The sequence below is a fragment of the Inhella inkyongensis genome (assembly GCF_005952805.1).
Taxonomy (GTDB): domain Bacteria; phylum Pseudomonadota; class Gammaproteobacteria; order Burkholderiales; family Burkholderiaceae_C; genus Inhella; species Inhella inkyongensis.
Genome location: NZ_CP040709.1, coordinates 2,141,696 through 2,164,301, shown reverse-complemented (window position 1 = coordinate 2,164,301; position 22,606 = coordinate 2,141,696). Strand labels below are relative to the sequence as shown.

Below are 22,606 nucleotides of genomic sequence, written 5' to 3'. Positions count from 1 at the left end.
TGCGCGGCCGGGCCAAGCGGCGCCAGCGGCGGGGGATGGGCCGCTGGGCGTCGGCGTGAGTGGCTTGGGTGGGGCGTGAGCGGAGGGCTTGGGAATTCAGCGCCGCCGCTTGCCACCGCCCAGCAAGCTGCCCAGCACCCCGCGCACGATCTCGCGGCCCACCGAGGAGCCGATGGAGCGCAGCGCCGACTTGGCCGCCGTCTCGGCCAGGCCCTCGCGCCGGCCGCCGCGCGGGCCGGTGGAGCCGAACAGCACATCCTTGAGCCCATCCAGCATGCCGCCGCCCGCAGCTTCAGCGGGTGCCGGGGAGGGCGCCGGGCCGGACTTGAAGACGGCGCCGGCCTCGTCCGCCATGCCCGCCGGGGCGGCGGACGGGTTGCCCTGCGCCGCTGCACCGCGCAGGCGCTCGTAGGCCGATTCACGGTCCAACTGCTTTTCATACACGCCCGCCACCAGCGAGCCGGCAACCAAGGCCTGGCGCTCCGCCGGCGTTACCGGGCCGATGCGGCTGCCCGGGGGCAGCACGAAGACCCGCTCGGTGATGCTGGGCCGGCCCTTTTCGTCCAGCAGGCTCACCAAGGCCTCGCCCACACCGAGCTCGGTGATGGCGGCCTCGATGTCCAGCCCTTCCTTGGGGCGCATGGTTTCGGCCGCGCTCTTCACGGCCTTCTGGTCGCGTGGGGTGAAGGCGCGCAGCGCGTGCTGCACGCGGTTGCCCAGCTGGCCCAGCACGGTGTCGGGGATGTCCAGCGGGTTTTGCGTCACGAAATACACGCCCACGCCCTTGCTGCGCACCAGGCGCACCACCAGCTCGATGCGCTCGACCAGGGCCGCCGGCGCGTCCTTGAACAGCAGATGCGCCTCGTCGAAGAAGAACACCAGCTTCGGTTTCTCCAGATCGCCCACCTCGGGCAGGGTCTCGAACAGCTCGGACAGCAGCCACAACAGGAAGGTGGCGTAGAGGCGCGGGGCGGCCATCAGCTGGTCGGCGGCGAGGATGTTCACCACACCGGCGCCGCCCTCTGTCTGCATGAAGTCGGCGATGTTGAGCATGGGCTCGCCGAAGAACTGGTCGCCGCCCTGGGCCTCGATCTGCAGCAGGCCGCGCTGAATGGCGCCTACCGACGCTGCACTCACATTGCCGTATTCGGTGGTGAAGTTGCTCGCGTTGTCGCCCACATGCTGGAGCATGGCGCGCAGGTCCTTCAGGTCCAGCAGCAGGAGCCCCGCGTCGTCGGCGATCTTGAACACCATCTGCAGCACACCGGCCTGGGTCTCGTTCAGCGCCAGCATGCGACTCAAAAGCAGCGGCCCCATGTCGCTGACCGTGGCCCGCACCGGGTGCCCGCTCTTGCCAAACACATCCCAGAGCGTGGTCGGGCAACGCAGGGGCGCCGGGACCTCCAGCCCGCGATCCTTCAGCACCGCCAGCAATTTTTCGCTGGGCGCACCCGTCTGGCTGATGCCGGTCAAGTCACCCTTCACATCGGCCATGAAGACCGGCACGCCCATCTGGCTGAAGCCCTCGGCCAGGCGCTGCAGCGTGATGGTCTTGCCCGTGCCGGTCGCCCCAGTGATCAAGCCGTGGCGGTTGGCCAGGGCGGGCAGCAGTTCGCAAACGGTGGCGCCGTGGCGGGCGAGGAGGATGGGGTCGGCCATGGTGGATGTGTGTGGGGGTGTGCGGGCGCGGGGAGTCTAGTGCCCTGAGTTGGCGATCGTGCTCAAGTAGCCGCTTCCAGAAGGCCGAGTCAAGCCATTGGCTTGTATGCAATGGCGAAGGCAGTGCCTTTTTGATTCGATGAGAGAGGCGTGCCGAATCTGTGACATTCACAGGCTGCTGTGCCGAATGCGTCGACATCACGCTGGCAAAGTCGTGCAGAGGTTTAGCGTTTTGCAAGGGGCTTAAATGGCCGGGATTCAACCGTGCCCCCTGAGCAATCGTCCCGGAGGGGATCCGTGTCAGTCTGGCTATTGGGCTGCGTCTGCCTCCTTCAAATTGAGGTTGCTGCAGTGGGCAGGCGCATGCAGCATCGCGCCTCCGAAAACCACTGGTGAGAGGCGAATGAACTTTCTGAGCATGACGTCATGCGGGCAAGGTGGCCCAACCTTTATGGGTCGCCTCTCAGGTCCCTTGATCAGCACAGTGCTGCTTGCAACCCTCACGGGACCCGCCGCGGCGATGGAAACATCAGAGCCTGGGGCGGACGTTTTTCCTGAGGGAGCCGAGGAGAAGGCCAACCCTGCTACGGACCCCGCAGTAACGGAGCACAGGCGTACCAAGGATGGATGGCCTCGGCGCGACCTGGATGCCAGCGAAGTGAGTCGGCTCGTCGGAAAGCTGGTGGTTCCAGCTGCGCTGGCAGAGGCGGCCTATCGACGCGACTTCAATGGCACGCCTGATCCGGCGCATGCACGCCTCAAGCACGGATGTGACTATGTTGAGGACGCAGCGAAGGATCCGAAGGGATTGCCCGATCGATGGGTGCGCGTCGATCAGGCTCGTCTCGTGAGCTGGGGCGTCAAGCTAGACAAGAAGTCGCTTTGTCGTGCTGAGGCTGGCCTGAACTACGAGCTCTACGCCAAGGTCACCGATGGAGGGCAGCCCAGTGAATTGGCGCTGGCCTATCGCGGGACTGAAAACGACTCTTGGCAGGCGGTCCACGATTGGTTGGCAAACTTCTCGGGCTTGAAGCTTGGCGGCAAGGACTATCGCCAAGCCCGACGGGTGGCCCAGTCCGTTGCCAACGCATTCCGCCCGGTCTTGCCGAAGATCGCGCGAACGCCCCAGTGCGAACTCGCCAAGAACCCCAAAGACCAAATTCCACTTTTACTGGTTGGCCATTCCCTGGGTGGAGGCTTGGCTCAGCACGCCGCCTACTCGTTGTCGGCTTGCGATGCGACCGAGGCGATTACGTTCGACACCAGTCCGGTGACAGGGTGGACTTCCCTGCTGGCTAACTTGGCGATTCGGAACGCTGATCCCGCCATTACCCGCGCCTACGTCAGCAAGGAGGTGCTGTCGGGAGTGCGCAAGATCACCACCACTTTCAACTTTGCGCGCAAGCACCGGGTGGACTATCGAATGACCTTCAGCCAGATTACCAGCGACTTTCACAGCATGACGCAGTTCGCGAAAAACCTGAGTGATGCGTCGCGGTTGGCAAGTAGCCCAAGCACTGAGTCCATGGCTGCTACTCGTCACCAGGGTCGATAGCGACTGGGTTCGAGTGGGTGTTGTCCTGATGATGGGCGGGCACCCCGCCGTTAGCTGATCAGGTGAGCCCGCGGGCTGGGCCCGCGGTGCTCCACCAAGGACTCAGTGCCGATGCCCGCTGTGGTCCTCCTCTGAGCTCAGCCCCTGCAACAACCACGCCTCACGCCCCGGCCAGCAGCTCTCTTCCGCAAAGCCCGGCCGCACCAGCGGCAGGGCGGGCGCAAAGGCTTGGGCCAGTTTGGGGTCCAGGCTGGCCTGGGCGCTGTGGGACAGTTCGCCCCAGTGCGCCTTGGCACCCGCATCGCCGGCTTGCGCGGCCTTGGCGCTGAACAGGGCCTGCAGGGTGCGCAGTTCGGCGCGCACGGCGGAGCGTGCATCGTCGGCGTTGGCCGGGTTGTGGTTGTTCAGGCGCTCGTTGAGCACCCCCAGATAGGTCAGCTGCAGATTGCGGCGGTGCGGGCTGGGGGCGGCACTGCCCTGCAGCTCGCTGTAGACGGCGCCGCGCAGGTCGGCCAGCAAATCGCTGACACGGTAGGCCTTGGCGCCGAGTTGCGCTTCATGCAGTTGCAGGCGCGCGGTGCGGCTGCGCTCCAAGAGGTTGCGCAAGACCTGGCGCTGGGTGTTGAGCAGCAGGGTGGCGGGCTCGCTCACGGGCAGGCGCTCGGTCACCGTGGGCTCCAGGGCCCAGGTGGGGGTGGCCAGGATCTGCTCGCCCAGGAACTTCACGGCGCGCGCTTGATTGGCTCGTGTGGTGGGGGTGGCAATGGTCCCGGGCTGGCTGCCATGTTTGTTCTGGGTCTCGTAGCCGCCGACGATGGCCGCCACATGGCCCAGTTCGCGGCCCCACTGGCCCCAGACGGCGCGGTAGAGCTCCTGCAGCGCGCGGTCGTCGCGGCCCGGGGCCATGGCCATCTTGGGCAGGCCCTTGACGATGCGTTGCAGGTTCTTGGTGCCCCAGGTGGTAGCCAGCACGGCGTCGGCATCGCCCACGGCCTCGGTGTTCTCGCCCAGATCGCCTTCGGCCTTGGGGGTGGTGAAGCGCAGCCAGGGCTTGCTGTCTTGCTCGCGCGCCCAGGCGTCGAGCGTCGCGCGCTCGGCCTCGGGGCTGGTGGCGCCAGCGATGGGGCTGTAGCCCCAGCGCACGGCGAAGAGGTCGTAGGGGCCGACCTTGGGGAAGAGCAGGGCCGTGTCGACCTTGTCTTCGGGCTGCACCAGGTAGTTGAAGCGGCTGTAGTCCATCAAGGTGGGCACATGGCCCATGGTCTTGAGCCAGGCCGGGTCGCGCAGCTTCTCGGTCGGGTAGGTGGAGCTGGCCTTCATGTTGTGCGGCAGGCCCAGCGAGTGGCCGACCTCGTGCGTGACCACATAGGCCACCAGGTCGCCCATCAGGTCATTGGGCAGGGGCAGTTGCTGGGCGCGCTTGTCCACGGCACCGGCCTGCGTCACGTACCAGTCGCGCTGCAGTTGCAGGATGTTGTGATACATGACGATGTTGGCGTTCAGGATCTCGCCGCTGCGCGGGTCGCTCAAGTGCGGACCATAGGCATTGGGCACGGGCGAGGGCACCCAGCGGATCAGGCTGTAGCGCACGTCATCGGGGTCGAACTCGGGGTCCTCGGCCTTGGTGGGGAAGGGGCGCGCCTGGATGGCGTTCTTGAACCCGGCGGCCTCGAAGGCGACGTTCCAGGCCTCGACGCCCTTCTTGATGTAGGGCACCAGGAACTCGGGAGTGGCCGAGTCGATGTACCAGACCACGGGCTTGACGGGCTCGCTTAGCGCCGCGCCGGGGTCCTTCTTCTCCAGGCGCCAGCGGGCGATCCAGCGCTTGCGCGTGCTCTCGTGGTCGTCGGTGGCGTAGTCCACATGGGCGGTGCTGAAGAAGCCCACGCGGTCGTCGTGCTGGCGCGGCATCATGGGTTGCGCGGGCAGTTCCACGATGCTGTAGGCCATGTCCACGGTGCCGCTGCGCACCGGCTGGGGCGGCATCTGGAAGCCCGGGGGCAGGGGCAGGCCGGGCGGCAGGGGTTGGGGCGCCAGGGTGTAGGTGTGCACGGCGTCCATGCGCAGGCTGGTGGGGAAGGCGCGGCCCTTGTCAAGATAGCTGCGCGCGCTGTCCAGGCCGGCGGCGCGCACCAGGGGGCGGGCCGTGAAGTCGCCCACCTCGGTGGTGAAGAGCTTGCTGACCTCGATCACCGGCGCGCCGTCCTTGCCATAGGCCTCCACGGGGACCACGGCCAGCACGGTGGCTCGCTGCGAACGCTCCACCGCCGAGTGGATGGCGCGGCTGGGGTCGCCCTGATAGGCAAAGGAGATCTCTTCCAGATAGACCTTGTGGTTGCGCAGCACGAAGCGCACCACGTCGCGGTTGAGGGCGCGGCCGGCGTGGTCGGTGTTGGCCGGCACGCTCTTGGCGGTGGCCACCATCAAGAGGTTCTGGTCCAGCTTGGCCTTGGGGATCTCGAAATAGAACTTGCCCTTTTGCTCGTGCAGGGTGAACAGGCCGGCCTGGGTGCTGGCGTCCTTGGTGATGACCTTGTCATAGGCCTTGGGCTCGGCCGCATCGGGCGCGGCGGCAGGCGGGGTCGGGCGGGCGCCGGCTACGGCCGAGGCGGGTGGCGTGGCGGGGGTCTGGGCCTGGGCGGCCAGGCCGCAGGCCAGCAGGGCGGCGGCGCTAAGGGCCTTGAGGCGCCAGGCAGATGGCATGTTCAGCATGGAGGGAAGGGGATGAGTTGGGATCGGCGCGCAGCATCGGGCCAGCCGCCTGCGCCTCCAGAGGTCACGCCCTGAAACTCAGGTCTGATCGAGGGTAAGCCCGGGGCGCTTTGGGCTCAGAACCCGGCCGGCTGGGGGGAACCCGACCCGTGACCGAGGGGGTGAGGATCCGGTGAAACCCGAGAAGCGCGGGTTCCCCCATTCCCTTGAATCCGTGCATTTCGTCACAGTTTGTGAACCCGGGCGTCGCCCGGCCTTCAACCCACGGAGTACTCATGGCCCTGAAGAAGAATTTGATCCATTCCCTGGTGGCAGCTGCATGCGCCGCCGCCGCTCTGCCCGCAATGGCCGCCGACTATGTGCTGCAGGCCGCCCAGTGGGGTGCCGCCCAAGACGCCGCCGTGCAGGCCGCCGGCGGCAAGGCACGCTTCTCGCACGCCAGCGGCGTGGCGGTGGTGGAGTCCGAGCGCGCTGATTTCCTGAGCCAGGTGCTGGCCTCGGGCGCGATCCAAAGTGGCGCCCCTGATCGCGTGGCGCAGTTCACCCCGAATGTGAAGAGCTTTGACATGCCGGTGGACGCCAGCGGCGTGCCAGCGGTCATCAGCGATGCCTTCTACCCCTACATCCAATGGGCGCCGCAGTCGGTCAAGGCGCCGCAGGCCTGGGGCCTGGGCTATACCGGCAAGGGCGTGCGCGTGGCCGTGATCGACGGCGCCGTGTGGGGCAGCCACCCCGACCTGGCAGCCAATGTCGACACGGCGGCTGCCCGGTCCTTCGTGGCCGGTGCACCGGGCAGCTGCCAAGTGAAGTGGGACTGCGATACCGGCACCGCCTGGCATGGCACTCATGTGGCCGGCATCATTGCCGCGCCTGCCAACGGCCTGGGTGTGGTGGGCATTGCGCCAGAGGCCACCATCGTGCCGGTCAAGGCCCTGCACAGTGGCAGCGGCAGCTTCGGCGCCATCATCTCGGCCATCCTTTACGCAGCGGGCGAAGGCCGGGCCGACATCATCAATATGAGTCTGGGTGCGGACTTCAATCGCGGCGACCGTGATGCCGCCGAACTGGTGGCCGCCATGAACAAGGCCATCAATACGGCCACACGTCAGGGCGTGCTGGTGATCTCGGCCGCCGGCAACGATGGCTATGACCTGGACCACAGCGGCAACCTGATCACCACCCCGGCCATGAGTGGCAACGGCTTGGCGGTTTCCTCCACCGGTCCGCTGGGCTTTGCGATGGGCGCCACCAACACCCGCCGCATCAGCTCCTACACCAACTACGGCTCGTCCATGATCAGTGTGGCCGCACCGGGTGGCGACTTTGCGCTCGAAGGCAATGCACCCTGCATGCTGCCGCGTGCCAATGGCAGCCCGGTGGTCATTCCCTGCTGGGCGTTTGACATGGTGATCTCCACCGTGCGCGGCAGCGGCGGCCCGGGCACAGGCAGCTACAGCTGGATGGCCGGCACCTCCATGGCAGCCCCTGCGGCTTCGGCGGTGGCAGCCCTCATCAAGCAAAAGTACCCCGGCGCGTCGGTGGGCGCGCTGAAGAACATGCTGATGAACTCCACCGACGACGAAGGCAAGAAGGGCCACGACCCTTACTACGGTCGCGGCTTTGTGAATGCGCTGAAGGCGGTCTCGCAATAAGACCTGCCTGAGCCGAGCCCCCGGAGCGCAAAAGCGCGTCGGGGGCTTTTTGCATTGGGGGCCCTCGTAGAATCCCGCCCCTTTGCCAACACACGATTTGAGCGAGCAGCTATGGCCGGACATTCCAAATGGGCGAACATCCAGCACCGAAAAGGCCGTCAGGACGAGAAGCGCGGCAAGGTTTGGACCCGGCTGACGCGTGAAATCATCGTCGCGGCCCGCAGCGGTGGCGGCGACATTGCGATGAATCCGCGCCTGCGCTTGGCCATTGCCAACGCCAAGGCCGCCAACATGCCGGCCGACAACATCAAGCGCAATGTGGACAAGGCCACCGGCAACCTCGAGGGCGTGACCTACGAAGAAATCCGCTACGAGGGCTATGGCATTGGCGGCGCGGCCATCATCGTGGACACGATGACGGACAACCGCGTGCGCACGGTGGCCGAAGTGCGGCATGCCTTCAGCAAATACGGCGGCAATCTGGGCACCGAGGGTTCGGTGGCCTTCCAGTTCAAGCACTGCGGCCAGCTGATCTTCGCCCCGGGTACGTCGGAAGACGCGCTGATGGAGGCGGCACTGGACGCCGGCGCCGAGGACGTGATCACCGGTGACGATGGCGCCATCGAGGTGCTGACCGCCGCAGCCGATTTCGAGGCCGTGCGCGATGCGCTGGAGGCCAAGGGTTTCAAGGCCGAGATCGCCGAGGTGACCATGCGTGCCGAGAACAACATTGCGCTGGCCGGCGACGACGCCGCGCGCATGCAAAAGCTGCTCGACGTGATTGAAGACCTGGACGACGTGCAAAACGTCTATCACAACGCTGAACTGGATCTGCCCTGATGCGCGTTCTTGTCATTGGCAACGGCGGCCGCGAACACGCCCTGGCCTGGAAGCTGGCGCAGGGCCAGCGGGTGACCCAGGTCTTTGTGGCGCCGGGCAATGGCGGCACCTTGCGCGACGAGCGGCTGAAGAACCTGCCTATCAGCAATCCGCATGAGCTGGCAGATTGGGCCGAGGCCAACAAGATTGCGCTGACCGTGGTGGGCCCCGAGGCGCCGCTGGCGGCCGGCGTGGTGGACATCTTCCGCGGCCGCGGCCTGCGCATCTTTGGCCCCACCAAGGGTGCGGCGCAGTTGGAAAGCTCCAAGGCCTTCGCCAAGGACTTCATGGCCCGGCATGGCATCCCGACGGCGCGCTACGAAGTCTTCAGCGAGGCCGATGCCGCCCACGCCTATGTGGACGCGCAGGGCGCCCCCATCGTCATCAAGGCCGACGGCCTGGCCGCCGGCAAGGGCGTGGTGGTGGCGATGACGCTGGATGAGGCCCATGCGGCCATCGACATGATCCTGCGCGACAACACGCTGGGCGTGAGCCACAACGTGGACGGCGCCCGGGTCGTGATCGAGCAGTTCCTGCAGGGCGAGGAAGCCAGTTTCATCGTCATCAGTGACGGTATGAACGTGCAGGCCCTGGCCACCAGCCAGGACCACAAGCGTCTGCTGGATGGCGACGAAGGCCCCAACACCGGCGGCATGGGCGCCTATTCGCCTGCGCCGGTGGTGACGCCCAATGTGCACGCCAAGGCGATGCACGAAATCATCGGCCCGACGATTGCCGGCATGGCCAAGGACGGCATTCCGTTCACCGGCTTCCTTTACGCCGGTTTGATGATCGATGCCGAGGGGCGGCCCTACACCATCGAATTCAATGCGCGCCTGGGCGACCCCGAGACCCAGCCCATCCTGATGCGCCTCAAGAGCGATCTGTTCGAGCTGCTCTATGCCGCCACCGACGGCCGCCTGATGGAGCAGGAGCTGCAATGGGACCGCCGTGCCGCGCTCGGCGTGGTGCTGGCCGCGCATGGCTACCCGATGAACCCGCGCAAGGGCGATGTGATCAGCGGCCTGCCTGCGGACCAGGATGACGCCATGGTGTTTCACGCCGGTACGGCCGCCAACGCACAGGGCCAGCTGGTCACCAGCGGCGGCCGTGTGTTGTGCGCCACGGCCTTGGGCGAGTCGGTGCGCGTGGCGCAGACCCGCGCCTATGAGCTGCTGGAAGGCATCCACTTCGACGGCCTGCAGCTGCGCCGAGACATCGGTCACCGCGCAGTCACTCGCAAGTGATCTCCTGGAAGTGATCTCCCGCAAGTGGACCCCAGCATGAATCCACTCCCGCTGCAGCGCCTGCACGGTCGGCCCGAGTTCAAGCCGCGCGGCAGCGCGCTGGCGCGGGGCCTGCTGGCCCTATTCGGCTGGCGCGTGCTGTTCGAGGGCTTCCCCACTCGCCAAGGGGTGGTGCTGGTCTACCCGCACACCTCGAACTGGGACTTCGTGATCGGCGTGCTGGTCAAGTGGGCCATCGGCGTGCCGGTGCGCTACTGGGGCAAGGACAGTCTGTTCAAGATTCCGGTCATCGGTGCCTGGGCGCGCTGGATTGGCGGCATCCCGGTGGACCGCAAGAACCCCAAGGGCCTGGTGGGCGCCACCGTGGCCCAGGTGAAGGCAGCCAAACAAGCCGAAGAGTTCTTCTGGCTGGCCGCGGCCCCCGAGGGGACGCGCTCCTATGTGCCAGGCTGGCGCGGCGGGGCCTATCACGTAGCCGTGCAGGCCCAGGTGCCGGTCGGCCTGGCCTACTTTGACTTCCCGAGCAAGACCTTTGGCATCGTGGACTTCGTGCAACCCAGCGGCGAGCTGGAGCGCGACTTCGCCACCTTCCGCGCCGTGCTGGGTGACAAGAAGGGCTGCAAGCCCGAGCTGGCCAGCCCGATCCAACTCAAGTCTTCATGAATCTGCAAACCGACACCGTCCGCGCCTACCTGCTGGATCTGCAGCAGCGCATCGTCAGCGGCCTGGAGGCCTTGGACGGCACCCCCTTTGCCACCGATCCCTGGCAGCGTGAGCCCGGCGGCCGGCTGGAGGGCGAGGGCCTTTCGCGCATGCTGGAGGGCGGCCCGGTGTTCGAGCGCGCGGCGGTGCTGTTCAGTCATGTGAAGGGCAGGGTGCTGCCGCCTTCAGCCACGGCGGCGCGGCCGCATCTGGCTGGCGCGCCTTTCGAGGCCCTGGGGGTGAGCCTGGTCATTCATCCGCACAACCCCTTTGTGCCCACGGTGCATCTGAATGTGCGCATGCTCAGCGCCCAGCCCGAGGGCGGGCCGGCGGTGAGCTGGTTTGGCGGCGGCATGGACCTGACGCCTTATTACGGCTTCGAGCGCGATGCCCAGCATTTCCATCGCGTCTGCCGCGAGGCCGTCGGCCCGGCGCACTACGCACGCATGAAGCCCGCCTGCGACGAGTACTTCTTCCTCAAGCACCGGGGCGAGGCGCGTGGCATCGGCGGCATCTTCTTCGACGACTTCGAGGAGGGCGGATTTGACGCTGGCTTTGCCCTGATGCGCCAGGTGGGCGATGCCTTTTTGCCGGCTTACGCCCCCATCGTCGAGCGCCGCCAGGGCTATGCCTACGAGCAGCGCCAGCGCGACTTCCAGGCCTACCGGCGCGGCCGTTACGTCGAGTTCAATCTGGTCTGGGACCGGGGCACCCTGTTCGGCCTGCAATCGGGCGGGCGCACCGAGTCCATCCTGCTGTCGATGCCGCCGCAGGCCAATTGGCGTTATCAGTGGGAGCCCGAGCTCGGCACGCCCGAGGCCAAGCTCTATACCGACTTTCTGCCGCCGCGCGACTGGGCTGACGCCCAGGCCACGGCGCTGTGGCTTTGACGAATCGCCAGCCCCCAAGGATTGGTCTGTTTGGCGGCAGCTTCAACCCGCCCCATCGGGCGCATCGTGCGCTGGCGGCCCTGGCCTGCCAGCAACTGGATCTGGACCGTTTGATCGTCATGCCCGCAGGTCGCCCCTGGCAGAAGGAAGGCCAGCAAGGCTATGCCATCGCCCCGGGCGCAGACCGGCTGGCGATGACGCGGCTGCAGATGCAGGGCCTGGCCCCGGTGGAAGTCTCTGAGCTGGAACTGCAGGACCCCGAGCCAAGCACCAGCTGGGGCACGCTGCAGCGCCTGCAGCAGTGCCATCCCGGCGCACAGTGGTGGCTGGTGATGGGACAGGACCAGTACGGCCGGCTCTCCACCTGGAAGCATGTGGACGCCTTGCTGGGCGCCTGCAGCTTGGCCGTGGCAGCGCGCGCAGGCCAGGCGGTGACGGCTGACCCGGCGCTGCCGCCCCATCGCATGCAAGTTCTGGCGCTGCCGGCGGACGCCGTCAGTGCCACAAAAATCCGGGCCGCGCTGTCGCGTGGCGAGGACATCACCCCCATGGTCGGCCCCGAAGTGGCCGGCTATATTGCCCAACACCCTCTTAACGGCGCCTGACGCCGCATCAACCCCATGGACATTCGCAAACTGCAACGGGCCATCGTGGACGGCCTGGAAGACGTCAAGGCGCAAGGCATCCAGGTCTTCAATACCGAGCATCTGAGCCCCTTGTTCGAGCGCGTGATCGTGGCCAGCGGCACCAGCAACCGCCAAACCCGCGCGCTGGCCAGCAGCGTGCGCGATGCGGTCAAGAAGGCCGGCTTCGACATCATGCGCACCGAGGGCGAGGACAACGGCGAGTGGATCATCGTGGACTGCGGCGCCGCCGTGGTGCACGTGATGCAACCGCAGATCCGCGACTACTACCACCTTGAAGAGATCTGGGGCGAGAAGCCCGTGGCCATGAAGCTGGGCGCCGCCAAGGGCCTGGTCAAGGCCAGCGAAGACGGCGCCGCCAAACCCGCGGCCAAGAAGGCCAGCAAGAGCGGCGGGTCGCGCCGCTCGGGCAGTGCCGCCGAGGCCCTGAAGAACGAGCCCGTGGCCCTGCCGATGACGCGCTCGGAAAAAGCCGCCGCGCGTGCAGCCGCCGCCGAGAAGAAGGCGGCCCCTGCCAAGCGTGCGTCCACTCCTCGCGCGCCGGCCAAGCGTGCCGCGCCGGCCAAGACCAGCACGAGCGCTGCAGCCCCCGCCAAACGCGCCGCCCCGGCGAAGAAGGTGGCTGCACCCGCCAAGAAGGTCAGTGCGGCCAGCCCGGCCAAACCGGCGATAAAGGTGGCTGCAGCAGCCCCGGCCAAGAAGGCGGCGGCTCCGGCGAAGAAGGCCCCGGCCAAGAAGGTGGCGGTCAAAGCCGCCCCGGTCAAGGCGCCTGCAAAGAAGGCCCCCGCCAAGAAGGCCGCTCGCTAAGTGCAGTTGCTGCTGCTGGCCGTGGGTCAGCGTCTGCCCGCTTGGGCGGATGAGGCCACGGCTGACTTTGCCAAGCGCTTTCCGCCCGATCTGCCCTTCACGCTCAAGACCGTGAAGGCCGAGCCCCGCACCACGGGCAAGACCGCCGCGCAGATGATGGCGCTGGAGGCCGAGCGCCTGATCGCGGCCACCCCCAAGGGCGCGCGGCGCGTGGTGCTGGACGAGCGCGGCGATCGGCTGACCAGCGTGCAATTGGCGCAGCGCCTGGAAGGTTGGAAGCTCGACGGCCGCGATGTGGTGATGTACATGGGCGGGCCCGATGGGCTGGATCCGGCCCTGCGCCAGAGTGCGGATGAGCGTCTGCGCCTCTCCGATCTGACCCTGCCGCATGCGATGGCGCGGGTGCTGCTGGTTGAGGGCCTCTACCGCGCCTGGTCCATCACGGCCGGTCATCCCTATCACCGCGAATGAACGCTTTGATTTATCTCGCCTCCCAGAGTCCGCGCCGGCGTCAGCTGCTCGATCAACTGGGTGTGACCCACGAGCTGCTGCTGCCCGGCCCCGAAGAGGATGCGGAGGGGCTGGAGGCCCTGGTGGCGGGCGAGGTGCCCGAGGACTATGTGCGGCGTGCCACCGCCAACAAATTGGGTGCTGCGCTGCTGCGCCGCCAGGCGCGCGGCCTGCCCGAGCGCCCCATCCTGTGCTCGGACACCACGGTGGCCTTGGGAGGCGACATCCTGGGCAAGCCGGCCGATGCCGAGGAGGCGCTGGCCATGCTCCAGCGCCTGTCGGGCCGGACGCATCAGGTGCTGACCGCCGTGAGCCTGGCCTGGATGGAGGGGCAAAGCCCCAAGCAGGCGCAGGCGCTCAGCATTTCGCGGGTTCGCTTTGCGGCGATTCCTGAAGCCTGGCTGCGCCGCTATGTGGCCAGCGGCGAGCCCATGGGCAAGGCGGGCGCCTATGCCATTCAGAGCCAGTTGGCGGGCTGGATCGCAGAGATCGAGGGCAGCTATTCGGGCATCATGGGCCTGCCCCTGTTTGAGACGGCTGGGCTGCTGCGGCAGGCGGGTTTGGACATCTGAGCGAAGGCTTGACGCAAGGCCAAGGCCTTGCGTGAACCCTTCAACGAGGCGGTGCGAGGGCACCGAACGTGATGGAAGACATCCTGATCAATTGGTCTCCGCAGGAGACCCGAGTGGCCGTGGTCGAGAACGGCGCGGTGCAGGAACTGCACATCGAGCGCACGCTGGAGCGCGGCCTGGTGGGCAATATCTACCTGGGCAAGGTGGCGCGGGTGCTGCCGGGCATGCAGTCGGCCTTCATCGACATCGGCCTGGAGCGTGCCGCCTTTTTGCATGTGGCCGATCTGCACAGCGCCGCACCGCGTAGCGACACGCCCACGCCCATCGAGCGTTTGCTGTTTGAGGGCCAGACCCTGACCGTGCAGGTCATCAAGGACCCCATTGGGACCAAGGGCGCCCGCCTGTCCAGCCAGATCTCGATTGCCGGGCGCATGCTGGTGCATCTGCCCGGCGACGAGCACATCGGCATCAGCCAGAAGATCGGCTCGCCCGAGACCCGCGAAGCTCTGCGCGAGCGCATGCAGGCCCTGGTGGGCACGCGCGAGAGTGGCGGGGGCGGCGGCTTCATCCTGCGCACCAATGCCGAAGAGGCCAGCGACGAGGAGCTGGCGGCCGACATCGCCTATCTGCGCAAGACCTGGGCCGCCATTCGCCAGCGCGCCATCACCTTGCCGTCGGGCAGCCTGCTGCACGAGGACCTGACCCTGGTACAGCGCGTGCTGCGCGATCTGTGCAGCGAGCGCACCGCCAAGGTGCGCATCGACAGCGCGCTGCAGTTCCAAACCCTGCAGGCCTTCGGACAGCAATACATGCCCAGCTCGGTGTCCAAGCTGGAGCATTACGCCGGTGAGCGACCGATCTTTGACCTTGTGAATGTGGACGCCGAGATCGAGCGCGCGCTGGCGCGCCGGGTCGATTTGAAGAGCGGCGGCTATCTGGTGTTCGACCAGACCGAGGCCATGACGACCATCGACGTCAACACCGGGGCCTATGTCGGGGCGAAGAACTTCGACGAAACCATCTTCAAGACCAATCTGGAAGCCGCAGGCGCCATCGCCCGGCAGCTGCGCCTGCGCAATCTGGGCGGCATCGTCATCATCGACTTCATTGACATGGCGCGTGACGAGCACCGCCAGGCCGTGATGGCTGAGCTGCGCAAATACCTGGCACGCGACAAGACACGGGTGGCCCTGGGCGGCTTTACCCAGTTGGGTCTTTTGGAGTTGACGCGCAAGCGCACCCGGGAGTCGCTGGCGCGCATGCTGTGCGAACCCTGCCCGACCTGCCAGGGACGCGGCCAGGTCAAGACGGCGCGCACGGTCTGCTACGACATCCTGCGCGAGATCCTGCGCGAGGCGCGCCAGTTCAGCGCGAAGGAGTTCCGCGTGGTGGCCGCGGCAGATGTGGTGGAGATGCTGCTGGACGAGGAGTCCGCCCACCTCGCCGGGCTGTCGGACTTCATAGGCCGGCCCATTTCCCTGACCGCCGAGCCGGGCAACCAGACCGAGCACTACGACATCGTGCTGCTATGAGCGCGACGCGCTTCTTTGCCTTGGTGCCGGCTGCTGGGGTGGGCAGTCGCTCCGGCCATGCCATCCCCAAGCAGTATGTGGCGCTGGCAGGCCTCAGCCTGATCAGTCACACACTGGCCGCGCTGCAAGCCGTGCCCGAGCTGGACCAGACCCTGGTGGTGCTGGCGCCCGAGGACGATCGCTTTGAGGCCGCCGTGCCGGGCTTTTCGGGCTGGACTGCGCGCTGCGGCGGCGCCAGCCGGGCCGAGTCGGTGGCAGCCGGTCTGCAGGCCCTGCGCGAGCGCGGGGCGGCGCCAAACGACTGGGTGCTGGTGCACGACGCCGCCCGCTGCCTGCTGCGCCCCGAGTGGGTCAGTCGCCTGATCGCCGAGTGCCGCGACGACGCCGTGGGCGGATTGCTGGCCCTGCCGCTGGCCGACACGCTCAAGCGCGCCGAAGGGATGCAGGTGCAGCAGACCGTGGACCGCCGCGCCATGTGGGCCGCGCAGACGCCTCAGATGTTCCGCCTCGGGCTCTTGGCGCAAGCACTGAGCCAGCCCGGTGAGGCGATCACCGACGAGGCCAGCGCCATCGAGGCCCTGGGCCTCTCGCCCCGCCTGGTGGCCGCGCCGTTGGAAAACTTCAAACTGACCCTGCCGGCCGACTTCGAGCTGGCCGAACGATTGCTGAGGACAAGACCATGAAGTTGACGAATTTGCGCATCGGAGAGGGCTGGGATGTGCACCAACTGGTCGAGGGCCGGCCGTTGATCCTGGGCGGCATCACCGTGCCGCACACGCACGGCTTGCTGGGGCATTCGGACGCCGACGCCCTGGCCCATGCCATCACCGACGCGCTCTTGGGTGCCGCCGGCCTGGGCGATATCGGCCGCCACTTCCCCGACACGGCGGCCGAGTTCAAGGGCGCCGACTCCATGCTGCTGCTGGCCGAGGCCGCACGCCGCGTGCGCGAGCAGGGCTGGCAGATCGTCAACATCGACAGCACCATCGTGGCCCAGGCGCCCAAGCTCGCGCCGCACATCGACGCCATGCGCCTGCGCCTCTCTCAAGTGCTGGCCCTGGAGAGTGCTTCGATTAATGTGAAGGCCAAAACGGCCGAAAAGCTGGGGCCGGTGGGCGAGAAGAAGGCCATCGAGGCCCGGGCGGTGTGCCTGCTGATCGCCGTCGACTGACGCCAATCCGACCGCGCTGAACCGGCCGAACCCAGTGGACACCACGCCAGCCGGGACAGAATGGTTTGCTTGGGGTGAGCGTCAACCAAAAGGAGAGGGTGGGCCATGGTGGGGCAAAGCCGCTGGATCAGTCTGTTCCGCAAGGCGCGAGCCGCTCTGGCGCGGGCGGCTCTTGCGCTGGCATTTGCATTTGCACTAGCGTTCGGCGCCGGTCCTGGCATCGCCCCCGCCTGGAGTGCCGAGCCACATACCCTGCGCATTGGCACCGGCAACTTTCCGCCCTATTTCAATGAGCGCGGCACCGACGGGCTGTTCAATGATCTGATCCGTGAGGTGTTCGCGCTGATGCCGCAGTTTCAGCTGCAGCTGGTGCCGCAGATGTCCAACTACCGCCTGGTGCGCGCCCTGAATTCCGGCGCGATCGATGGGGTGGCCAACATCTTTTCGGGCACGCAGATCCAGGGCTGCCGCACCGATCCGGTGTTTCGCTTCACCGATGTCGCCATCAGCCGCGCGGACAGCCGCTTGGTCGTGGACAAACTGGACGACCTGGCCGGCAAGCGCATCGTCACCTACCAGGGCGCCAAGGAGTTTCTGGGCCAGGACTTCGCGCGTGCGGTCGCCAGCGACAGCACTCAGTACCGCGAAACCCCGCAACCCCTGATGCAGGTGCATGCCCTGACGCAGGGCACGGCCGACCTCAGCATCGGCGACCTCTACATCTTTCTGCACGGCCTCAAGACCCGCGCCGACCCTTCGGTGCAGGCCGGTCATTTCACGATTCACCGCCTGTTCCCCGACTCCTATAGCTACATGGCGTTTCGTGAGAAACGGCACTGCGAAGCCTTCAACAGCGCCCTGGCGCAGCTGCGCAAATCGGGCGCCTACGACGCGCTGTACGACAAACACTTGAAGGCGCTGCGACCGGGGGATTGAGCGATCCTCCAGCCAGCAACCACCCAAGGGGGGTCTGGCACAGTGTCACTGTCGGTGTCGCTGCCGGTGGCGCCAAGCGGGGTTCGAACCCCGCAGTGCAGTGGGAAAAAGGCTGCCAGGAGGCCCCATCGCCTCGGCCAAAGCATTCCAGGGGAGAAACCGTGAGTTATGTCGTGCAGTTGTGGGAGTCGCCGGTACCGGACTCCCTGGATCAGGCCTGCGAGATGTTGGAGCGCCTGAGCGAAGAGGGGGTGCCGGCACCGGCGCCGGACAAGTTCCGGGCTTTGATTGCCCGCCTGGTGGCGCACTTTCCGCAAGAGGTGGGCGCGGCGGACCCCAATGGGCCCACCTGGCTGGTGCCGGCGCCGCCGCGTCTGGAATGGGATGGGGCGGTGTTCAGCCTGGCCCTTTATGGCGACGGGCCGGCGGAGTTGATACCGGTGCTGGAGGACGAGGCCCAGGCCCTGGGTCTGGTGCTGCTGGACGAGCAGGCCGGGACGGTGCAACTGCCGGACGGCCGGCTGTTCGGTCACGACGGACGCCTGGAGCGCAGTGCGGTTGTGCCGGGGGCAGCGGCGGCCGTCCCGCCGGACTGGCGTGCCCAACGCCTGAGCGAGCGGCTGGCCCAGGCCATGATCCGAGAGCGGCTGCTGCCGGCCTTGGCCCCGCTGGGTTTCCAGTTGGTGGCCGGGGAAAACTACTGCCAATTTCGGCGTCGAACCGAGGCGGGAGAGCAATTCATTAAGCTGACCCGCCCCCCTCCCGGAACGTCCAATCACCAGCTTACCTGCCGGCTTGAGCTGCAGTTAGACGCTGCGCTAGAGACTGCTCTGGCGCTGATGTACCCGATTTCGGTTTGCCTGCATTCCGGGGCGGACTTTCCGAATCACGTGCTCTATCGCCAATATATGGGTGTTTTGACGCATCGCGCGGAGACTTCGGTTGAGTTTTCCGCCTGGTTGGAGGTGGTGCTTGATTTGCTGTTGAAGAAGTACATTCCATTCTTAAATCGTTGCCAGACGGCGGCGGATATTCTGCGAGAGGATGAAGAGGATATTGCATCGCTGGGCGTCAGCATCAGTTTTCTGGCGCTGGCCCATTCGCTCGGTCGGCAAGATCTCGGCGCCATCATTGAGCGGCAGATCCGAAAGTTTCCACTCGGGCGCGAGCCTGAAGAATATCACGCACGCTGGGTTGAGCAATTGAACAGTGCGCGGGCGGCGTTGGAGCAACTTCAACAAAAAAGTCTGGATTGATGACAGAGTGGGTGAGTTGGCCTCGCAGTCAACCTAAAAACCGATTGCCGCAGCACACAACCAAGAATTGCCTGCGCATTCATCAAGAGTCCAATCAGGGAAAAGACCATGAGTTATGTGGTGCAGTTGTGGGAGTCGCCGGTACCGGACTCCCTGGATCAGGCCTGCGAGATGTTGGAGCGCCTGAGCGAAGAAGGGGTGCCGGCACCGGCGCCGGACAAGTTCCGGGCTTTGATTGCCCGCCTGGTGGCGCACTTTCCGCAAGAGGTGGGCGCGGCGGACCCCAATGGGCCCACCTGGCTGGTGCCGGCGCCGCCGCGTCTGGAATGGGATGGCGCGGTGTTCAGCCTGGCCCTTTATGGCGACGGGCCGGCGGAGTTGATACCAGTGCTGGAGGACGAGGCCCAGGCCCTGGGTCTGGTGCTGCTGGACGAGCAGGCCGGGACGGTGCAACTGCCAGACGGCCGGCTATTCGGTCACGACGGGCGCCTGGAGCGCAGTGCGGTTGTGCCGGGGGCAGCGGCAGCCGTCCCGCCGGACTGGCGTGCCCAACGCCTGAGCGAGCGACTGGCCCAAGCCATGACCCGCGAGCGGCTGCTGCCCGCCTTGGCCCCGCTGGGTTTCCGTTTAGTGGCCGGAGAAAACTACAGCCAATTTCGGCGTCGAACCGAGGCGGGCGAACAGGTCATTCAGGTGACGCGGCCCCCTCCCGGAACGATCAATCACCAGCTTACCTGCCGGCTTGAGCTGGAGGTCGACGCTGCGATAGAGACTGCTCTGGCGCCGATGTACCCGATTTCGGTTTGCCTGCATTCCGGGGCGGATTTTCCGAATCACGCGCTCCATTGCCAATATTTGAGCGTTTGGGAGCATCGCGCGGAGACTTCGGTTGAGTTTTCCGCCTGGCTGGAGGTGGCGCTTGATTTGCTGCTGAATAAATACATTCCCTTCTTAAATCGTTGCCAGACAGCGGCGGATATTCTGCGAGAGGATGAAGAGAATATTGCATCGCTGGGCGTCAGCATCAGTTTTCTGGCGCTGGCCCATTCGCTCGGTCGGCAAGATCTCGGCGCCATCATTGAGCGGCAGGTCCGAAAGTTTCCACTCGGACGCGAGCCTGAAGAATATCACGCACGCTGGGTTGAGCAATTGAACAGTGCGCGGGCGGCGTTGGAGAATTTGTGATGGTGGGTTCGCCGATGAATGGCTTGAGCGAAATGCCCTGGCAGGGGGGTGTATGAGCAGTTCGATGTTTTTGGTTCGGGCCCTGGCTTGTGTAAAGGTGCTCGCTGCCGACCCGGCAACGGAATCGGTCCAGGTTTTTGCCGACCGTAGAAGGCCTGGGCATCGACCCCTTTTTTTTTGTGCCTCTTGCTGGACCGTTTGACCCGCTTCTGGGCGAGGTTGCCTTCCTTCTTGCCTGAGCGCTTGATCAACTGAAGGCCGGGCTAGCGCAAGCCGGGCAGCTTTTCAAAGCCCGAGGCGCAGCACCTCCACCCGACGGGGCTGGCTGCCGTCGCCGCTGGTGTCGACGCGGTTGATTTCAAAGCCGGGCAACTGGGCGCGCACTCGGCTCAGGCTCAGGCTCGGGGCCGGGGAGCCACCCGCGCAGTTACCCGACCCGATACGTTTCGACGAAGACCTCGCGGTGCCGCTCAACGCCCAGTTCCATCAGCGAACGGGCCATCAGCGCCTCGGCGTCGGCCATCTGCGCTGGCGTGGCGGCGCGGTAGCTCTCCATCCAGGTCATGTGCGCCTCAGGGCGCTCGCTCAGGCTGAGCTGCACGCCGGGCACGGTCGCTGCGGCCTGCTGAGCCGCGCTGCGCCAGCGCTCCCGCCAGGCCTGGGCCTGCTCCAGGCTGAGCTTGAAGTAGACGTACAAGCGGACCGGGCCGTAGGGCGCAGCGCCCTTCATTCGGGTGCCTTCACCGCGTAGGGCAGGGCGGCGCGCTGCAGGCGCTGGCCATCGCTGGTTTGCAGCTCGGCCTCGGTTTCCCAGGCGCTGAGCTGCAGCTCGGCCAGCAGGGCCATCTGGTCGCCTTGCTGCGCGGCCATCACCACCTCGCCCACCGGCTGCTCACGATCCGGCCCCGCGAACAGCTCGGCACCGGCCAGCGGCAACGGGCTTGCCGCAGCCCCCAACAACAGCTGGGTGCGGCGCTTGACCGTGCCCCGGTACTGGCTGCGCGCCACCACTTCCTGGCCGGGGTAGCAACCCTTTTGAAAGTTCACGCCGCCCAGAAGCTCCCAATTGATCATCTGCGGCACGAAGTGTTCCGCGGTGCCGGCGCTGACCCAGGGCAGGCCGGCCTGTACCTCGAGCCAGGCCCAGTCCGGCGCAGACAACTCGGCAGAGGAGGGCGGCTGCGTGCCCAGAACCAGCGCGCGGCGCTGGCCCAAGGCATCGGGCAAACGCAGCAAACCGGCCTGCACGCCCCAGATGGGCAGCTCAGCGGGCACTCCGGGCCCCACCAATCCCCAGATCGGGGTCTCGTCACTGGCGTCGCGCAGCTTGGCTTTGGCACGCAGCACAAACATGGACAGGCGTTTGACCAGGCCGGGGATCAGCTCACGCGGCAGCAGCAGCGCAAAGTTTTCAGGCCCTTCGCGCAGCAGCACGAAGTTGGCCATCAACCGGCCCTTGGCCGAGCAATAGCCGCCCAGGCGGGCCTGAGTTGTGGACAGATCGGTGACGGACTGGGTGAGTTGGCCGTGCAGGAAGCTGGCGGCGTCAGCGCCTTCGGCGCGGATCAGGCCCCAGTGGGCGAGGCGGCAGGCGCCTTGGGTAGCGGTTGTCATGGCGGCATTATCCAAACGCCAAAAAGCCCTCCGGCCTCCCCGCCGGTCTCCCTGCTTGAGGCATGATCCGCGCCCCATGAAATCGCTGTTTCGCTTCGCCCTTGTGAGTTTGCTGCTGCTGGTGCTGGCGGGCGGCGCCCTGGGCGTCTGGGCCTGGCAGTGGTGGCGCGCGCCGCTGCCGCTGGCCGCGGCCAGCGTGGAGCTGACCATCGCCCCCGGCAGCACGGCCAGAGGGGTGGCGCGCGATTGGGCGGCCGCTGGAGTGCAAGTGGATGAGCGCCTGCTTTTTGCGGTACTGCGCCTCTCGGGCCGTGCGCACCAGATTCGCGCCGGCAGCTACGCGCTAAGCACGGGCGACACCCCCCAGCGCTGGCTGGACAAGATGCTGCGCGGCGAAGAGCAGCTGGAAGCGCTGCGACTGATCGAAGGCTGGACCTTTGCCCAGGCGCGTGCCGCCCTGGCCAAAGCGCCGGGGTTGCGGCAGACGGTGGGCGCGCTGAGTGATGCCGAGCTGATGGCCCGCCTGGGTGCACCGGGGCAAGCGGCTGAGGGGCGCTTTTTCCCAGACACCTACCGCTATGGCCGCGGCGTCAGCGATCTGACCGTGTTGAAGCAGGCCCATGCGGCCATGCAGCGCGAGCTCGAGAACGCCTGGGTCCAGCGCAACGCCGAAAGCCCCTTAAAGAGCGCCGATGACGCCCTGGTGCTGGCCTCCATCGTCGAGAAGGAGACCGGGCGCGCGGCCGACCGGGGGCGGATTTCGGGCGTGTTCCACAACCGCCTGCGCATCGGCATGCCACTGCAGACCGACCCGACCGTGATCTACGGCCTGGGCACAGGCTTTGACGGCAATCTGCGCAAACGCGATCTGCAGACCGACACGCCCTTCAATACCTACACCCGGCGTGGCCTTCCGCCCACGCCCATTGCCTTGCCCGGCCGCGAGGCGCTGCGCGCGGCCGTGAGCCCGGAGCGCACCGATGCGCTGTACTTCGTCGCACGCGGCGATGGCAGCTCAGAGTTCAGCGCCACCTTGGACGCCCACAATCGCGCCGTCCAGCGTTTTCAATTGAATCGATAGTT

At 66.7% G+C, this 22,606-nt stretch carries 21 protein-coding genes; 17 read left to right on the top strand and 4 right to left on the bottom strand.

The features are described from left to right. Positions 1–96: 96 nt before the first annotated feature. Positions 97–1,659, bottom strand: coding sequence for a helicase HerA-like domain-containing protein (locus FF090_RS10300; protein ID WP_138856644.1), 1,563 nt, complete (start codon positions 1,657–1,659; stop codon positions 97–99). A gap of 403 nt (positions 1,660–2,062) precedes the next feature. On the opposite strand from FF090_RS10300, the gene FF090_RS10295 reads away from it, so the two are divergent. Then, positions 2,063–3,214, top strand: coding sequence for a Tle-like phospholipase domain-containing protein (locus FF090_RS10295; protein ID WP_175423612.1), 1,152 nt, complete (start codon positions 2,063–2,065; stop codon positions 3,212–3,214). Between the two features lie 102 nt (positions 3,215–3,316). Here the strand turns inward: FF090_RS10295 and FF090_RS10290 are convergent, their stop codons facing one another. Beyond that, a complete protein-coding gene (locus FF090_RS10290; RefSeq protein ID WP_175423611.1) occupies positions 3,317–5,917 on the bottom strand; it encodes a zinc-dependent metalloprotease in 2,601 nt (866 codons plus the stop codon). 284 nt (positions 5,918–6,201) lie between these two features. Here FF090_RS10290 and FF090_RS10285 point away from each other — a divergent pair, with 284 nt between their 5' ends. From FF090_RS10285 to FF090_RS10215, 15 genes are all read left to right on the top strand, one after another. Continuing rightward, complete coding sequence (locus tag FF090_RS10285; protein WP_138856641.1) at positions 6,202–7,578, top strand: S8 family peptidase; 1,377 nt, start codon at positions 6,202–6,204, stop codon at positions 7,576–7,578. A 111-nt stretch (positions 7,579–7,689) separates the two neighbouring features. Then, positions 7,690–8,418: a YebC/PmpR family DNA-binding transcriptional regulator gene (locus FF090_RS10280; RefSeq protein ID WP_138856640.1), complete on the top strand. Its 729-nt coding sequence runs from the start codon at positions 7,690–7,692 to the stop codon at positions 8,416–8,418. Then, positions 8,418–9,704, top strand: coding sequence for a phosphoribosylamine--glycine ligase (purD, locus tag FF090_RS10275; RefSeq protein WP_138856639.1), 1,287 nt, complete (start codon positions 8,418–8,420; stop codon positions 9,702–9,704). Before FF090_RS10280 ends, purD begins: the two co-directional genes overlap by 1 nt. Before the next feature lie 36 nt (positions 9,705–9,740). Beyond that, complete coding sequence (locus FF090_RS10270) at positions 9,741–10,367, top strand: 1-acyl-sn-glycerol-3-phosphate acyltransferase (protein ID WP_138856638.1); 627 nt, start codon at positions 9,741–9,743, stop codon at positions 10,365–10,367. Beyond that, on the top strand, positions 10,364–11,296 hold the full coding sequence (gene hemF / locus FF090_RS10265; protein ID WP_138856637.1) for an oxygen-dependent coproporphyrinogen oxidase: 933 nt from the start codon (positions 10,364–10,366) through the stop codon (positions 11,294–11,296). Before FF090_RS10270 ends, hemF begins: the two co-directional genes overlap by 4 nt. Continuing rightward, the gene (nadD, locus tag FF090_RS10260) at positions 11,287–11,901 is read left to right on the top strand and encodes a nicotinate (nicotinamide) nucleotide adenylyltransferase (protein ID WP_138856636.1); all 615 of its coding nucleotides are present in this window, start codon (positions 11,287–11,289) and stop codon (positions 11,899–11,901) included. Before hemF ends, nadD begins: the two co-directional genes overlap by 10 nt. Before the next feature lie 15 nt (positions 11,902–11,916). Beyond that, positions 11,917–12,747, top strand: a complete 831-nt coding sequence (rsfS, locus tag FF090_RS10255) for a ribosome silencing factor (RefSeq protein ID WP_138856635.1) — start codon at positions 11,917–11,919, stop codon at positions 12,745–12,747. Further along, positions 12,748–13,218, top strand: coding sequence for a 23S rRNA (pseudouridine(1915)-N(3))-methyltransferase RlmH (rlmH, locus tag FF090_RS10250; protein WP_138856634.1), 471 nt, complete (start codon positions 12,748–12,750; stop codon positions 13,216–13,218). Then, a complete protein-coding gene (locus FF090_RS10245; RefSeq protein ID WP_138856633.1) occupies positions 13,215–13,829 on the top strand; it encodes a Maf family protein in 615 nt (204 codons plus the stop codon). The genes rlmH and FF090_RS10245 overlap by 4 nt, the downstream gene beginning before the upstream one ends. Positions 13,830–13,897: 68 nt before the next feature. Further along, on the top strand, positions 13,898–15,361 hold the full coding sequence (gene rng / locus FF090_RS10240) for a ribonuclease G (RefSeq protein WP_138856632.1): 1,464 nt from the start codon (positions 13,898–13,900) through the stop codon (positions 15,359–15,361). After that, the gene (ispD, locus tag FF090_RS10235; RefSeq protein ID WP_138856631.1) at positions 15,358–16,044 is read left to right on the top strand and encodes a 2-C-methyl-D-erythritol 4-phosphate cytidylyltransferase; all 687 of its coding nucleotides are present in this window, start codon (positions 15,358–15,360) and stop codon (positions 16,042–16,044) included. Before rng ends, ispD begins: the two co-directional genes overlap by 4 nt. Further along, entirely contained in the window at positions 16,041–16,532 is a 492-nt protein-coding gene (gene ispF / locus FF090_RS10230; RefSeq protein ID WP_138856630.1) for a 2-C-methyl-D-erythritol 2,4-cyclodiphosphate synthase, read from the top strand. Before ispD ends, ispF begins: the two co-directional genes overlap by 4 nt. Positions 16,533–16,637: 105 nt before the next feature. Further along, positions 16,638–17,468, top strand: a complete 831-nt coding sequence (locus FF090_RS10225) for a substrate-binding periplasmic protein (protein ID WP_138856629.1) — start codon at positions 16,638–16,640, stop codon at positions 17,466–17,468. 284 nt (positions 17,469–17,752) lie between these two features. Further along, positions 17,753–18,724, top strand: a complete 972-nt coding sequence (locus FF090_RS10220) for a hypothetical protein (protein ID WP_138856628.1) — start codon at positions 17,753–17,755, stop codon at positions 18,722–18,724. A 171-nt stretch (positions 18,725–18,895) separates the two neighbouring features. Continuing rightward, a complete protein-coding gene (locus tag FF090_RS10215) occupies positions 18,896–19,909 on the top strand; it encodes a hypothetical protein (protein WP_138856627.1) in 1,014 nt (337 codons plus the stop codon). 427 nt (positions 19,910–20,336) lie between these two features. On the opposite strand, the gene FF090_RS10210 is transcribed toward FF090_RS10215, so the two are convergent. Together FF090_RS10210 and ygfZ are read right to left on the bottom strand one after the other, a co-directional pair. Beyond that, on the bottom strand, positions 20,337–20,639 hold the full coding sequence (locus FF090_RS10210) for a DUF4936 family protein (protein ID WP_138856626.1): 303 nt from the start codon (positions 20,637–20,639) through the stop codon (positions 20,337–20,339). Beyond that, positions 20,636–21,523 carry a CAF17-like 4Fe-4S cluster assembly/insertion protein YgfZ gene (gene ygfZ, locus FF090_RS10205; RefSeq protein ID WP_138856625.1) on the bottom strand — a complete coding sequence of 296 codons (888 nt, stop codon included), beginning with the start codon at positions 21,521–21,523 and terminating at the stop codon, positions 20,636–20,638. The genes FF090_RS10210 and ygfZ overlap by 4 nt, the downstream gene beginning before the upstream one ends. 76 nt (positions 21,524–21,599) lie before the next feature. On the opposite strand from ygfZ, the gene mltG reads away from it, so the two are divergent. Continuing rightward, a complete protein-coding gene (gene mltG / locus FF090_RS10200; protein ID WP_138856624.1) occupies positions 21,600–22,604 on the top strand; it encodes an endolytic transglycosylase MltG in 1,005 nt (334 codons plus the stop codon). The last annotated feature ends 2 nt before the right edge of the window (positions 22,605–22,606 follow it).